10 protein-coding genes are annotated in these 14,649 nt (G+C 60.8%); 7 read left to right on the top strand and 3 right to left on the bottom strand.

What is annotated here, in order from left to right; translation table 11 throughout:
* The first annotated feature begins 62 nt into the window (after positions 1-62).
* Complete coding sequence (locus tag ACSQ3N_RS12455; RefSeq protein WP_436146395.1) at positions 63-1,046, top strand: DMT family transporter; 984 nt, start codon at positions 63-65, stop codon at positions 1,044-1,046.
* A gap of 47 nt (positions 1,047-1,093) precedes the next feature.
* On the opposite strand, the gene ACSQ3N_RS12450 is transcribed toward ACSQ3N_RS12455, so the two are convergent.
* Positions 1,094-2,698 carry a hypothetical protein gene (locus tag ACSQ3N_RS12450; RefSeq protein WP_436146394.1) on the bottom strand — a complete coding sequence of 535 codons (1,605 nt, stop codon included), beginning with the start codon at positions 2,696-2,698 and terminating at the stop codon, positions 1,094-1,096.
* Positions 2,699-2,765: 67 nt separating this feature from the next.
* Entirely contained in the window at positions 2,766-3,911 is a 1,146-nt protein-coding gene (locus ACSQ3N_RS12445; RefSeq protein WP_436146393.1) for an RDD family protein, read from the bottom strand.
* Between the two features lie 648 nt (positions 3,912-4,559).
* Between ACSQ3N_RS12445 and ACSQ3N_RS12440 the strand changes: the two genes are divergently transcribed.
* Positions 4,560-9,134, top strand: coding sequence for an AAA family ATPase (locus ACSQ3N_RS12440; protein WP_436146392.1), 4,575 nt, complete (start codon positions 4,560-4,562; stop codon positions 9,132-9,134).
* A 39-nt stretch (positions 9,135-9,173) separates the two neighbouring features.
* Here ACSQ3N_RS12440 and ACSQ3N_RS12435 read toward each other — a convergent pair whose 3' ends face one another.
* A complete protein-coding gene (locus ACSQ3N_RS12435; protein WP_121508696.1) occupies positions 9,174-10,250 on the bottom strand; it encodes a LacI family DNA-binding transcriptional regulator in 1,077 nt (358 codons plus the stop codon).
* Positions 10,251-10,526: 276 nt separating this feature from the next.
* Here ACSQ3N_RS12435 and ACSQ3N_RS12430 point away from each other — a divergent pair, with 276 nt between their 5' ends.
* The 5 genes from ACSQ3N_RS12430 (at position 10,527) to ACSQ3N_RS12410 (ending at position 14,491) form a co-directional block, all read left to right on the top strand.
* Positions 10,527-11,231 (top strand): amino acid ABC transporter permease, encoded by a 705-nt coding sequence (locus ACSQ3N_RS12430; protein WP_436146391.1) that lies wholly within the window; start codon positions 10,527-10,529, stop codon positions 11,229-11,231.
* A gap of 208 nt (positions 11,232-11,439) precedes the next feature.
* Positions 11,440-12,111: an amino acid ABC transporter permease gene (locus ACSQ3N_RS12425; RefSeq protein ID WP_200926918.1), complete on the top strand. Its 672-nt coding sequence runs from the start codon at positions 11,440-11,442 to the stop codon at positions 12,109-12,111.
* Positions 12,112-12,125: 14 nt separating this feature from the next.
* Entirely contained in the window at positions 12,126-12,953 is an 828-nt protein-coding gene (locus tag ACSQ3N_RS12420) for an amino acid ABC transporter ATP-binding protein (protein ID WP_436146390.1), read from the top strand.
* A 54-nt stretch (positions 12,954-13,007) separates the two neighbouring features.
* Positions 13,008-13,802, top strand: coding sequence for a transporter substrate-binding domain-containing protein (locus ACSQ3N_RS12415; RefSeq protein WP_436146389.1), 795 nt, complete (start codon positions 13,008-13,010; stop codon positions 13,800-13,802).
* A 146-nt stretch (positions 13,803-13,948) separates the two neighbouring features.
* Entirely contained in the window at positions 13,949-14,491 is a 543-nt protein-coding gene (locus ACSQ3N_RS12410) for a VOC family protein (RefSeq protein ID WP_056168930.1), read from the top strand.
* The last annotated feature ends 158 nt before the right edge of the window (positions 14,492-14,649 follow it).

Here is a 14,649-nt window from a genome sequence, read left to right as displayed (position 1 = left end):
GCACACACAGCGTTCGAAAATTTCACACGATCTGACGCACTGCCTTGCCGCACAAATCCCCCATGCCCTGGAAGAACTGGTCCGCCGAACGCCTTGGTCTTGCCCTAGCCATCCTGGCCGCACTGGGCTTTTCGTTCAAGGCCATCTTTGTGAAGCTGGCCTACGCCGTGCCGCAGGCCGTCCCCGTGGATTCGGTCACCTTGCTGTGCCTGCGCATGGCGTTTTCCGTGCCCGTGTTCGCCTGGGTCGGCTGGCGTGCCAGCCGGCAGCTCGCGCCCCTGAGCGGGCGCGACTGGCTGGCCATCGTCGCGCTGGGGCTGCTGGGCTACTACGGCGCCAGCATCCTCGACTTCATCGGCCTGCAGTACATCACTGCCAGCCTGGAGCGGCTGATCCTGTTCACCTACCCCACGCTCACCATCGTGATCGGCGTGCTCTTCATGGGCAAGCGGGCATCCCGCCGAGAGATGGGGGCGCTGCTGCTGTCCTACGCCGGCATCGGCCTGGCCTTTGCGCACGACCTGCAGATCGCGGGCGACACCCGCGCCGTGTTCCTGGGCGCAGGCTTCGTGTTCGGCTCGGCGGTGTCGTACGCGTTCTACCAGGCCGGCAGCGAGCCCGCCATCCGCAGACTGGGCGCGGCGCGCTTCACCGCGCTGGCCATGCTGGTCTCCACCGGCGCAACGCTGCTGCACTTCATGGTGTCGCAACCGGTGGGCGCCTTGGTTCAACCGGCACCGGTCTACCTGCATGCGCTGGGCATGGCGGTGTTTTCCACCGTGCTGCCGGTGTTCATGACATCCGCAGCCATCCGCCGCATCGGCGCAGCCCAAACCGCGCTGGTGGGCACGCTGGGCCCCATCCTCACGATCTTCTTCGGTTGCTGGCTGCTGGACGAGCCGCTGTCCTGGCAGCAAATGGCGGGGGCTGGGCTGGTGCTGGCGGGGGTGTTGCTGATCAGCAAGCGGGGCAGCAAAGTGGCGCCGCGCCAGGGCAACGCCAGCGAAGGCCCCTCGCAGGCTGCAGCCACCCGCCATTCGGCCTGACGTGGCTATGCAGTCAGCGCAGGCGGCAGGCCTTGGCGTCCGACGGGTTAGCCGAACAGCTTGCCGACAAAGTTCTTGATGGTGGCGCCCAGGCCGATGCGCTCGCGGGCCGACGCGTACATGTCAGGGCTCAATGCCTTCAGGCGTTGCAGCAACTGCTTGGCAGTGCCCCGGTCTTGCGGCGTGCCGCGGCCGAACCACAGGCAACAAATCCAGTCGCGCATGGCATAGACGTTGTCTCCATCGGCCGCGATCTCCAGGTGGTAGGCAGCGCTTTCCAGGTCTTGCGCTATGCCGTCGCCGGTGAGCAGCGCCTTGCCCAGGCGCTCATGGGATGACAGGTGACCCAGCGCAGCCGACCGTGCCCAGTACTGCATGGCCAAAGCCTTGTTCAACGTCTGCCCGTCTTCGCCGTCGAAGTGCGCGATGCCCAGGTTGAACATGGCACCGGCATTGCCCCATCGCGCGGCTTCGCGCCACCAGTCGTACGCGCGCAACTTGGCGGCATCGTCGCCGCGCTGAAAGAACTCGATGGCGCCCATCACGAACATGGTTCTGGGTGAAAACTGCTGCATGCCGTAGGAGGCCACCCGCCCCAGTTGCTCTTCGATCGCGGGGCGCTGGTCGGCGCGTGCGGTCTTGAGCTGGTCGCTCAGCCAATTCGCCACGGAGCCCGCCGCGCTGCCACTGCCCCACAGCATGGCCTCTTCAAAATACGCCATGGCGACGTCTTGTTGGCCCAGCGCTTCGTAGTAGTCGCCCAGCCGGTCGAACCGGTCCGCCACCGGCGTGATGCGCACGGCGAGCAGCAGGTGGTCCACGGCCAGCTGCATCTGGTCCTGGTAACGGTATTGGCTGGCCAGTTGGGAATGCGCTGCGTCGAAGTCGGGCGCTTCGTGCAGGATGCCGTTGAGCAAGGCGATGGCGCGATCCGAATCACCGTTGCACTCCTCGACGTCTGCCAGTTCTGACCGGTGGGTGGCGTGCACACGTTTGCGCTCCTCTTCAGGCCACGAGGCACTCCACTGCTGTGCGGAGCGGAACAACGCGTCGACCTCTGCCAGCGACCCGCCCCACTTGGGGTTCAGCGCCCACATCAGGCGGCCATACAGCGCCGGGCTGTGCGGCAAGTGGGGCTGGGCCAGCGCGATGTAGTCGTGCTCCGGGTCATCGCTGCCCGCACGCGCCATCGTGATCCCGACCGCGATGGCCAGCGTGGGCCGCGCGGCCGCCGCCATGGCGCGGTGCAGGTACGGAAACGCCGCATCGAAGTACTGCTGCATCACCGCAAACTGCTTTTCGCTGGTGGCATCGACCGTGCAAGTACCGCGCGCTTGCCAGGCCACGACGCAGTGCAACTGCGCCGCGAACAGCAGTGCCGCAAAGCTGTGGGGGTACGCCTGCACCCACGCCTGGGCGGGTTCGATCAGATCGGCCCGCTGCAGGCCCATGTGGGACCACGTGCGCGACAGCCCCAGGTCGGACAAAGCACCCGACTCGAAGGCCGCCCAGCTGGGCGCCAGCAGGGCTTCGAGCGCGTCGAACTGCCGGGTCTTGAGCAGGTCCACCACCTTCAAGGCAAATTGCCGTTGGGGGTGGTTGAGAACGGCAGGGTCGAGAAGGTGTTGGTGCTGGGACAAAGCAGTCGTCATCGGTTGATAGCTTGATAAGTGTCTGGGTGCAATCGGTGCCGCGCCGAAATGGCGGCCACCATTCAATTCAAGGGGTGGTGGGCGCGGTGCTCAGCGTGGCCTTGCAGCCAGTGGGCAACTGGGCCCGTTCGATGTCAGGGCTGCCGCAGGTCCATTTCTTGATGGCCTTCTTGCCGAAGTTGTACTCCGGCGCCAGCACGATGTGTTTGCCCGCCACCGGCCCGCTCTTGATCTGCAGCGTGACGGGCCCGCGGGGCTCGGTGGTGATGCTGGTGAACACTGCGCCCATCTCTGCCTCCAGCGCTGCCAACGCGGGGTCGCTCCAGTCGAGCTCCAGGCTTTGGCCTTGTTCGAATCGCTGGCTGAGCAGGTGCGTGAGCTTTTTGGTGGCGGCCTTGGCGTCTGATACGGCGGACATGGTGGGGTCCTGCGACTCCTTGTACAGAGACCACACCGCCGGTACAAACAGCCACAGCAACGCACCCGCGATGCACCACGCCAGCAGGCTCTTGAACACATCGAACGCCCTGGACGCCCGCGTGACTTGCTGCCTAGCGTTCTTCACATCGGCCCGCACCGGGGCCTGTGGCGCTGCGCTGGTCTGCACGCCGTGGGCCTGCGCGATCAACGCTTCATGAAACAGCTCCGGCGCAGCGCGGGCCGCACGGGCACTGGCAGGCAAGCGCTCGATCACCGTGGTGCCCGCCCACACATCGTGAAGGTGACGCCCGCCAGTCAGCCACGGCTCGATCAGCTTCCACACGACGGGCAGCGCGATGTGCAACACGTACTTGATGAAGTGGCGCCAGATGCTGATGGCGAACGACGGCTTTTCACCACGTGTCGTCACCACCTGAATCTTCAGGCACCGCTTGCCCAGCGAACCAGGTCCTGCGTCGAGCAACGCTGGCAGAAAAAACAGCACCACGGCACCCAGCAGCTTGGGCCAGATGGACCAGGACATATCCCACACCACCACCAGCCACACCGCGGCAGAGACGAGCATCTGGAGGCCATCGATCACCGTGGCGACGGTGCGGCTCAGGTCGGTGGCCAGAAAGACGGCGACCGGTGTGGCCGCTGCGGCGGGGGTTGGCTGCTGCGGGAAGGCTGTAGTGAAGTCAGGCTCACCGCCGCTGACCAGCGGGGCGCGGCACATCACGCATTGGGTTGCTTCGCCGGGGTTGTGCCACTGGCATGTTGGACATTTCATGGGGATGGGAAGGCGGGGAAAACGGGCGCGGCGGGAGATGACTGCCAGCGCTTCTTGGCTCTTGCAGGCGCCACCACATCACTTCTAGGCTGAATGCGAGATTTTCCCATCATGCCGCCGTACGGAATTTTGCAAAGACGGTTTTCTCTGCGTACCTTCGGAACCACTCATAGGGATAACCGAGTCGTCGCCTGCCTGGACGCGGCGCCTGCAAAAGGTACCGCGCGTGCTGGCCAGCCCATCGGCTGTAGGCTTCTACGGCGCATCGCCCAACGCGTCGATGGAGCCCTTGGACGAAACCGCCCCACCCCGACCGAGCGAGTTCCAGTCTGAACTGTGTGCTGCAATGGAACACGAGGCGCGCCGCGCTGAAGCACTGGGCGTGCGGGTGGTGCAGACGCACGGCCGGCGCGGGTCCAGTCCCACCTTGCTCACAAACAGATTTGCCACTCTAGGCGTGCCCGGTTTGGCGTTGACCGCATCTCGCGCGGCCTCGATCGCCTGCAGCAAGCTCTTGTCCTTCTCGCTACTCGGCTCCTGCTGCACCTCGTCCTGTGATCAGCACCACCCATTTGTCGACGGCGACAATGTGGAGCCCCCATCACACGGGGCTATGTGCAAAGACCAACGTCAGACAGAAAGCCCTCAATGAGCAAGGCAGGTATTCAATCCAATCGTGGCGATGGCTATCAGACGTTGGTTGCTTTTGAATGGGCACTGACCGTTCTCGATGATCCAACCTTTGAATGGCTTGAGGTCGATGCCGCAACGCTACTGGTTGATGACGTAGTCATTGGCAAGAAAGACGGCTCAAAGATTTGCTGCCAATGCAAAAAGAACCAAACACAGCATCAGGCATGGTCAGTGGCCGATCTGGCTGGCGAACTTCAAAAAGCCAGCCTCATGCTTGCCAGTGACCCGAAGACATCTGTACGTTTCTATTCCCGAAGTCCCTTCGGGGAATTGGCAGCCTTGCGGGAGTACAGCACCAACTATCCCGACGAGGCCAATTACCAAGCAAACTTAGGTCAAGCCGGGAGGACGACAGATGTAAAACTGAAAACCCAGCTTGCGCATCACACGCCGACACTTTCCACCTACGACTTTCTTCGTCGCACCACATTTGAATCCAGTCCAGAGCTGGATCGCATGGAAGCACTGCTCCTTGAGCGCCTGCGTCGGTTGGCAAGCAACTCAGATGCTGCATTCAATGCCCTTTGGACGCGCCTTGACCGGCTCGGCTTGCGTGCTGACGGTCAGAACGGACAAAACGTCGCGGTACAACACCGACTGACCAAAGCCGACCTGCAGTCCATCGTTCATGCTGCAGGTTCCATGCTGGCATTGCCTATGGATGTGACGGAAGTTCGCTCTGCATTCGAAAGCACATCCTCCATCGGCAGAAAGTGGCGCCGAGATATTGCTGGCGAAACCGTTTCAACACCCTTGGTCGCTGAAATCCTGGCTGCGATTGACTCCAAGCCCTCATCAATTTTGCTGACCGGCCAGCCAGGTTCTGGCAAAACATGCGTGATGCTGGCTTTGCAGGAAACGCTTGAGCTGCAAACCCAATCCCGTTCAGATCTTTTTCCCATCTTCATCCAATCCCGCGAGTTTGCGGACCTGGACACTGCGCAAGATCGCCAGGCGCAAGGGCTGCCACAAGACTGGGTTGAGCGCACGGCACGCATGGCTGAAGAAACCCATGTAGTGGTGGTCATTGATTCGCTCGATGTGCTTTCCATCGCCCGCGAACACAAGGTGCTGGACTATTTTCTTGCTCAGATGGATCGCCTGCTGAGGCTGCCCAATGTCACGGTCATAACCGCTTGCCGCGACTTTGACCGTCAATATGACAGACGGATTGCTCAACGGAAATGGAGCAACGAATTCAAATGCCAACCGTTAAACTGGGAGACGAATATTGCGCCTCTGCTCGCCAGAAAAGGCATCGACACGTCCAGCTTGGATGAGGCCACTCGGCTGCTGATTCAGAACCCGCGTGAGCTGGCCTTATACGTGGAACTGGCGGGCCAACGCGGTAGCTTCAACGTGGTGACCAGCCAAGCATTGGCTCAGAGGTACCTGCACACCATTGTTCAAGCCAACGATGCATTGGGTGATCCCGCCATGCAGGCCATCGAAGCCATCGCAACAGATATGCTGAGGCGTCGCAGCCTGTCAGTACCTCCGCAGCGGTTGGCAACTTCTGATTTAGTCCGTCGGTCTCTACTGAGTCACAACGTATTGCAGTTAACCCAGGATGAAAAACTGACCTTTGGGCACCAAACCTTGCTGGATGTGCTGGTTATCAGTGATGCCCTACGGCAGGGCAAGACATTGAGTGCTTTTATTCAGGACTTGCCGCCTGTGCCTTTTGTGCGGCCCAGCATCCGCAGTTTTGTAGCTCAACTGGCCGCCGGAGATAGAAAAACATTCCGCAGCCAATTGCGTACCGCACTCACCGAGAACCACGCATTTCATATCCGCCGCTTGGTAGCGGAGTGCCTGGCCGAGCAAGTACCCCAGGACGACGATTGGCCGCTGATTCGCGATTTACGCGCCCTACATCCCGAAGTCTTTCAGGTCATCTACACCCAAGCTTTTCGCTTGGAATGGCATTATTTTTGGATGAAGCATCTGGTGCCCATGCTGAAATATCAGCGCGACAGCGAGGCAATGACGCGGCACGTCCATCGAGTCTCAGCTTGGAAAAATGATGATGTGGCAGGAGTAGTGGACTTCTGGACAGAAGCGCTAGCGACGGATTGGGCAGACCGCACGCACTTGGCTGATCAATTGACCTTTGCCATCGAAAGCATGGATCAAATGCATGCAGGCCAGATGTCTTCATTGTTGAAATCCTTGCTGAGCATGCCGAGGGGAAAACGCAGCGTTCTCGGCAAGGCTTTAGCCCGTTGTATTACCGCAGGAGGGCTCGACGACGAAGTACTGTGGAAGTACATCGCAGGGGAGGTCAGCAACGATGATTTGATTGGATACCAATGGGACAAGAACCTACATTGCGAGCCGCATGAATTTGGCAATTCGAATGATCACTTCTTGCGTCGGCGAATGCTGGCTTCTGTGTCCCTGCTGAACTTGGCGGTGGAAGCGTTGGAGCAGTGGAGCCAAATTCAGGCATCGCGTTACGGTGGACATCGGAGCTTTCGGACGAGCTTCTTGCGTGAAACGTCCTATGAGAACACTCATAGTCAAACCGGCCTGAGGCATGTTGGCAGCGGAAGGGTCTTTATGGATGCCATCGAAGCAGCGGTTATCGACCATGCTGCGCTCAACTCGGATTGGTGGCAACAGAACCGCCAACGCCTTTGCTCCAATGCAGAAGGTTCCCTCCGATACTTCGCCATATTGGCTTGTACAACAACACCAACCACCAATCTCGATGTGATTGGCCATATGTTGTGCGATGCAGAACTTCTTGAATCCGAGTTGACCTTCGAACTTGGAACGCTGATACAGACAACTTTCGTCGAGTTGGATTCAGGCATCCAGGACGCAGTCGAGGCGCGCATTTTGGGTATCCCCCATGAAGATTCCAGCGAAACGGAGCAAACAAATTGGCGACTGCACCACCAAGCCCAATTGATTCTTCCCATCCCTGGGTACCTCCGAAGCCCTGCAAGCCAAGCCGTGGTGAATAAAGCCGAATGCTTGACATGGCCTCTTTTAAGGCAGGCACGCATTGGCTCTAGTGGTGGGTGGGTTGCACCACCGTTTACCTATGAAGTTTTATTGAATTGCAGTGACTTGGCTGTACAAAAACTACTCACCCACTATGACGGCCACCAAAAAAACACCTTCGATGAATTTTTGATTGGTGGGGAACGAGAGGTCGGAGTTCAACTTCAAGAAGCCGCATCCCGTGATCCACGCCGGTTCATCACCTTTTTACTTAGCTATTGGGAAAAAATACCAAAGAAATTCCGCGAGAGCGTTGTGGACGGAGTTGCAAACTACCTTTCGATCCGTTATGGCAATTTGCAGCCCAGTGGAACTTGGGCACCCGTAGAAGAAGCTGATGCATCGATGCTGATTCAATCCATGCTAGGTACGCTCGAAAAACACCCTGAACAATGGCATCACACCCGTGAGGCGGCAAAGGCTTTGGAAGCTTGCGCTCATGTAGTTCGCGATACATTGACAGCAGAAAGGCTGGTGGCATTAACAACTGGATTTCTCGAAATGGTTGAGAAAGAATCCGTTTCGGGGGATTCAGTTAACTTATTAACCATTGGCATCAATATGGCAAAAGGCAATGCTGTCGATGCCCTGATGATTTTGGCTACTACTCTTCAAGAAAACAACGCCTCATGGCCCCAACTTCTAGCGCCGACTCTAAGCAGCTTTGCGGACGATGCTCACCCCGCAGTTCGGGCAGTCATGCTTCGGCGCTTGCCCTATTTGCAAAGTCTTGCTCCAGAGTTTGGGTGGCAACTGTTTGACATCGCCATGCAACAGGCCACTCCTGGGCTGTGGACGATGGCTGAACCTTGTTTGTACTACGCGTATCACCAGAGGTTTGAGATGGTCAAGCCTTGGCTTTCCCAGCTGGCTGCCACTGGCATTGACAAAGATCTGGAAACCTGGGGTCGTATTACAGCGCTCGCGGCACTAAGCAGTAAGTTTGATTTCAACCTGTTGCTTGAACAGCTAAAAATCGTGAATATGGTTGAGGCTTGGCGAGGCGCCGCCAGTGTGTGGAGCCATCCCGAGAATTACCAAAGTCATTCAAAGCAATGTTGCTTTGGTCTTGAAGTTGGCATGTCTCCAGAGAATCTAAACGCAGCCACTGTTGCCCGCAAGTTGCGGCACCTGCTCGGGGAGACTTCATCGTTGGTGGTCGTACCCCAATCGCTAATCAAACGCTGTTTTGAGCTTCTCGAAAAGGAAACCGAAGCCAATCGGCCGGAACTCTACGGGTTTGATGCCTGGCTAAATGCGGTGTCTCAACGGGAACCAGTAGTGGCGCTGGCAGTTAGCGAAATCTTCCTGGAGTTCGCGCAACGTACAAGGCCTTACCTGTACGACCACGAAAACAACCTTACTCAACTGCTGACACATCTTTTTGCCCATGCAGAAGAGGTTGAGGAGTCAGATGGAGGGGCCATGATTCAGCGCGTTGTAGCGCTCCAAGACAAATTACTTGCCATCGGCGTGAATGGCGTCAGTGAATGGCTGAAGGCGGCAGAAAGACAGTGACTTCCTGTCCGGCCCCCAGAGAGCCGACAGCCCTCCCCGCTACGGCAAATTCTCCCGAAATATCACCTGACTCCGCGTAGTCTCCACCCCGCTCGTCGGCTCCCTTCCATCCCGCAGATTCGCAAATATCCGCACGCAGTTCATCACCGCCCCTTGCGGGTTCTGCGTGATCACCGCGTCCATCGTCCCGTCAATCAGCAGCGCACGCGTATCCGGCGTGAGCCCATGGCCGATGAACACGATCTTGCGGTCGGCACCCGCCTCTTTCAGCGCCCGGCCGATGCCTTCTGCCCCTCCGCCGATGTTGTAGATGCCCGCCAGGTCGTCGTGCTGCTCCAGCAGCGCGCGGGCCTGGCGGTAGTTGCGTTCGGCGTCGTCCTGGCCTTCGCGCACGCCCACCACCTGCACCAGGGGGAACTGTTCTTCGAACAGGTGAAGGAAACCCGCCTCGCGCTCCTCATGGGCGCGGTAGCGCAGTGATCCCACAATCATCGCTACGTGCGCCTTGCGGCTGTGAGCCAGGGGGCCCATGAAGCGGGCGATCAAATAGGCGGCGGTGCGGCCAGCGGCGCGGTTGTCCAGGCCCACGTAGGCCACGCGGCGCGAGTTGGACAAGTCCGATATCAGCGTGACCGTGGGCACGCCCTGCTCTGCCAGCTGGGCCACGGCCTCGCGCACCACGGGGTGCTCCAGCGCCATGAAGGCGATGCCGTCGCAGCGCTTGCCGTAGTGCAGCAGCGCTTTGGCCAGCGCGTCGGGGTTGAAGCTTTCGATGTACGCCGCCTGGCAGCGCACGTTGAACGGTGCCCAGTGGTCTTGCGCGTAGCCGATCACGTCGCCCAGCATTTGCAGAAAGCGGTTGCTGCCCTCGGGGATCAGCACCATCAGGCGCAGGGGCTGCGGCTGCAGTGCTGCGTGCAGCTCGGCCTGCGGCAGGTAGCCCAGGGTGGCAGCGGCCTGCAGCACCCGCTGCGCGGTGGCGTTGCGCACGCCCGACCGCTGGTTCAGCACCCTGTCGACCGTGGCGGTGGAGACGCCGGACAGCTGGGCGATGTCGGGGATGCGCGGGCTGCGTGGACTGCTGGGGTTGCTGGGGTTGGGCGGGGTTTGGGCCATGTGCGATTCAATCAAAAACCATCATCCAGCTTGCTGGTATTTGATGGATTCTGCGGATACTATCACTCGGCGTTCGATGCTCAAAGGCATCAGAAACCATCAGTACAAACCCTAGGTTGTGACGACTGGCACGCGTGCCAGGCCGATCACGCAGGAGACAAAGACATGCCTGGTATTTCCGCTCACGTTCACGCTCGCCTGCGCCCACAGGGCAAGCCGCCAGCTTTTGGCCGCCGCGCCCGCACACGTTGATTGACGCGCACGGCTGACCTACCCATGACGTACGAGTTCGACTTTGCCAGCGTGCTGGCCAACTGGCCCCAGTTTCTGGAGGGGGCGTGGATGACTATCTTGCTGTCCTTCCCGGCCACGGTGATCGGTTTTGTGGGCGGCACGCTGCTGGCCATTGGCCGGCGCAGCGACCAGCGCTGGCTGGTCAAGGCCTGCGGAGCCTATGTGGAGGTGCTGCGCAACACGCCGCTGCTGGTGCAGGTGTTTTTGGTGTTCTTCGGCTTGGCCAGCCTGGGCTTCAAGGTGTCGGCGTTTGCTGCGGCGTTGCTGACGCTGGTGATCAACGTGGCGGCCTACACCTGCGAAATCATGCGGGCGGGCATGGATTCGATCCACAAGGGCCAGATCGAAGCAGCCGAGTGCCTGGGCCTCACGCGCCGGCAGGTGTACTGGCACGTGGTGCTGCGCCCGGCGATGGAGAAGGTGTACCCCGCGCTCACCAGCCAGTTTGTGCTGTTGATGCTGGCGTCGTCCATCACCTCGCAGATCTCGGTGGAGGAACTCACCGCCGTGGCGGCGCGGGTGCAGTCCGAAACCTTTCGCCCGTTCGAGGCTTACATCCTGGTGGCGGTGGCGTACCTGGCGCTGTCGCTGCTGATGCGGCTGGGGCTGTGGGTGTTCGGGCAGATGGTGTTCACGCGCAAGCGCAGGCTCGGCGCCTCTGGGGGCGTGCGATTAGCGGGCCACTGACACCGGGTTCGTTCGGTCGCCATCCGTTCACGATGGGCTTGCCCAGGCGCTGCGTGAGGCTTCGACAAGCTCAGCCTGAACGGGGGTTTGTGGTTCGAGCCCGTCCGCTCAGTTGCCAGCTCAGTAACGACGACGACAACAACGACAACGGCTACAGCCAAAACAAAAGCAACAACCCTATGGAGGTGCGCCTGTGATTGATGGCGGACTGAACTCTTATCACCTGCAGTACCTGCTGTGGGGCGCGCTGTGGACCGTCGGCCTGTCGCTGATTGCGTTTGTGGGCGGTGGTCTGGCCGGGGGCGTGATTGCGCTGTGCCGCGTCAGCCCGATCAAGGCGGTGCGCTGGGCAACCATTGCGTGGATTCAGATCATCCAGGGCACGCCGCTGCTGGTGGTGCTGTTCCTGTGCTACTTCGGCCTGTCCATCGCTGGGCTGGAGCTGCCGGCCATCGTGGCGGCCAGCATTGCGATGATTGTTTACGTCAGCGCGTATCTGGGCGAGATCTGGCGCGGGTGCATCGAGTCGGTGCCGCGCACGCAGTGGGAGGCGGCCGAGTGCCTGGCCCTGTCGCGCACCCAGCGCATGCGGCTGGTGGTGCTGCCGCAGGCCGTGCGCATTGCCACGCCGCCCACGGTGGGCTTCATGGTGCAGATCGTGAAGAACACTTCGCTCGCGTCCATCGTGGGGTTCATCGAGCTGGTGCGTGCCGGGCAGCTTATCAACAACTCGATCTTTCAGCCCTTCACCGTGTACCTGCTGATCGCCATCGTCTACTTTGCGATGTGCTACCCGCTGTCGGTCTGGAGCCGCAAGCTGGAGCAGCGCCAGCAGTTTGGAAACCGTGGCCCAGCCACTGTGCCTGTGACCACCGCATGAAACGAGACGACACCATGAACCTGGCCCAAGACGCTGCCATGCAAGCTTCTGCGCAAGCTGCGCTGTCTGCACAACCACCGCTTCAACAACAGCCACAACCACAGTCACAGTCACAAAAGCCCGTGGTGGAACTGAAAGACGTCCACAAAAGCTTTGGCAGCAACCAGGTGCTCAAGGGCGTGTCGTTTGCCATTCCACGGGGCCAGGTAGTGGCCATCATCGGCAAGAGCGGCTCGGGCAAGAGCACGGCGCTGCGCTGCATCGACCGGCTGGAGATCATCGACAGCGGCACGATCCACGTCTGCGGCCACGCGGTGCACGACCCGGCCATCGACCTGCGCCAGTTGCGCCAGGACGTGGGCATCGTTTTCCAGAGCTACAACCTCTTCCCTCACCTGACGGTGGAGCAGAACATCACCCTGGCCCCCAAGGCCGTGAAGAACATGCCCACGGCCAAGGCGCGTGAGATTGCCGCCCGCACGCTGCAGCAGGTGGGCTTGGCGGATAGGGCACAGGCCTACCCCGAGCAACTGTCGGGCGGGCAGCAGCAGCGCGTGGCCATTGCCCGGTCGCTGGCGATGGAGCCGCAGGTGATGCTGTTCGACGAAGTGACCTCTGCCCTCGACCCGCAACTCACCGGCGAGGTGCTGCGCGTGATCGAAGCCCTGGCCCAGGGCGGCATGACCATGGTGCTGGTCACCCACGAGATGGAGTTTGCCGCCCGCGTGGCCGACACCATCATCTACATGCACGAAGGCAAGGTGTGGGAGACGGGCCCGGGCGACATGCTCAAGAACCCGCAGACCGCCGAGCTGCGCGACTTTCTGTCCCATGGGCTGTGACTGAAGCCCTCCCCTTTCCGATTTCCTATTCAAAAACCACCAGGAGACAACACCATGACCACTTCCCACATCCTCCGCCGCACCCTGCTGGCCATCAGCGCCGCCGCCCTGTGCGTGCCCGCCATGGCCGAGCTGGCCGACATCAAAACCGCCGGCAAGCTGCGCGTGGGCATCGACTTTGGTGCGCCGTTCTACGGCTACGTAGACGACAAGATGAAGCCCGTGGGTTCGGACGTGGAAGCGGCCGAGCTGCTGGCCAAGGACCTGGGCCTGACGCTGGAGATCGTGAACACGACCAACTCGTCGCGCATCCCCAACCTGCTGTCCAACAAGGTGGACCTGATCATCTCGTCGCTGTCGATCACGCCCGAGCGCCAGAAGGCGGTGGACTTCTCCATCCCCTACGGCGCCATCCAGGCGGCAGTGGGCGCGCCCAAGGGCCTGAAGCTCACCAGCATTGAAGACCTGGCCGGCAAGACCGTGGCCGTGACGCGCGGTGGCCCGCAGGACAAGATCGTGACCGAGCGCGCACCGCAGGCCAAGGTGGTGCGGTTCGACGACGAGTCCGCATCCATCACCGCGGCCGCCACTGGCCAGGCCGACATCGTGGCCATCACGCCGCCGATCATCGCGGCCATCGCCAAGAAGAACCCGTCGCGCGACTTCGAGACCAAGTTCATCCTGCAGTCGTACCAACTGGGCGTGGCCATGCGCAAGGGCCAGCCCGAGCTGATGGCCGCCGTCAACGGCTGGATCAAGACCAACCTGGCCAACGGCAAGCTCAACGACATCCACCTGAAGTACGCGGGCGTGCCGATCCCCAAAGAAATCATCGACGGCGCGAAGTAAGCAAGCAAGCAGCCAACAAGACCAGCCAAGCCAAGCCTGCGAAGGGGCGGCACGTAATGGGCGGTGGGTAAAGCCACCCCGCCCGGCAGCGCCCTGCCCCGACCTGACTCGATCCGATCCGACCGTTACCACCAAAGGAAATTTTTATGAGTCGTCATTTCGGCGCCATCCGCCAACTTGGCTATGTGGTCCACGACATCGAAGCCGCCATGGACTACTGGAGCAAGACCTTGGGCGTGGGCCCATGGTTCTACAACCCCAAGGTTCCGATCAAGAACTACGTGTACCAGGGCGAGTCCTACGAGCCGCACAACTCGGTGGCGCTGGCCAACTCGGGCTATGTGCAGGTCGAGCTAATCCAGACGCGCAACGACGTGCCGTCGATGTACCGCGACTTTCTGCAGGCCGGGCGCACTGGGCTGCAGCACGTGGCGTACTGGACAAGCGACTACGACGCCGACCTGGCGCGCTTGACGGCCCAGGGCTTCAAGACGGTGATGAGCGGCGAGGTGGGTGAAAAAGGCCGCTTCGTCTACTTCGATACCGAATACCACCCCGGCACCGTGATCGAGCTGTCGGAAGTGGCCGGCCCCAAGGGGCGGATGTTCGACCTGATCCGTGCAGAGTCGGAAACATGGGATGGCGTGACGGACCCGGTGCGGCCTTTTCCTGATCTGTCGAAGATTTGATTTTTAAGGGCCATCCATCTCTACCCCAACCGTTCGGGCTGAGCCTGTCGAAGCCGTGCGCATGAGCCAAGTCCGCCTCACCGTTCAGGCTGAGCTTGTCGAAGCTTCTGCGCGCACGGCAAGCCCTTCGTCAGGCTGACTGCGACCGCGGGCAACGC

Source organism: Acidovorax sp. LjRoot194 (assembly GCF_964253015.1).
GTDB lineage: Bacteria > Pseudomonadota > Gammaproteobacteria > Burkholderiales > Burkholderiaceae_C > Acidovorax.
Note: the sequence above shows the minus strand (reverse complement) of the source record. Positions and strands in the feature narration are given on the sequence as shown.

What these genes read in the sequence shown, in the direction of transcription:
- ACSQ3N_RS12440 (WP_436146392.1), top strand. Translation starts at nt 4,560, where the DNA reads ATGAGCAAGGCAGGTATTCAATCCAATCGTGGCGATGGCTATCAGACG.
- ACSQ3N_RS12435 (WP_121508696.1), bottom strand. Translation starts at nt 10,250, where the DNA reads ATGGCCCAAACCCCGCCCAACCCCAGCAACCCCAGCAGTCCACGCAGC.
- ACSQ3N_RS12415 (WP_436146389.1), top strand. Translation starts at nt 13,008, where the DNA reads ATGACCACTTCCCACATCCTCCGCCGCACCCTGCTGGCCATCAGCGCC.
- ACSQ3N_RS12410 (WP_056168930.1), top strand. Translation starts at nt 13,949, where the DNA reads ATGAGTCGTCATTTCGGCGCCATCCGCCAACTTGGCTATGTGGTCCAC.
- ACSQ3N_RS12445 (WP_436146393.1), bottom strand. Translation starts at nt 3,911, where the DNA reads ATGAAATGTCCAACATGCCAGTGGCACAACCCCGGCGAAGCAACCCAA.
- ACSQ3N_RS12420 (WP_436146390.1), top strand. Translation starts at nt 12,126, where the DNA reads ATGAACCTGGCCCAAGACGCTGCCATGCAAGCTTCTGCGCAAGCTGCG.
- ACSQ3N_RS12450 (WP_436146394.1), bottom strand. Translation starts at nt 2,698, where the DNA reads ATGACGACTGCTTTGTCCCAGCACCAACACCTTCTCGACCCTGCCGTT.
- ACSQ3N_RS12430 (WP_436146391.1), top strand. Translation starts at nt 10,527, where the DNA reads ATGACGTACGAGTTCGACTTTGCCAGCGTGCTGGCCAACTGGCCCCAG.
- ACSQ3N_RS12455 (WP_436146395.1), top strand. Translation starts at nt 63, where the DNA reads ATGCCCTGGAAGAACTGGTCCGCCGAACGCCTTGGTCTTGCCCTAGCC.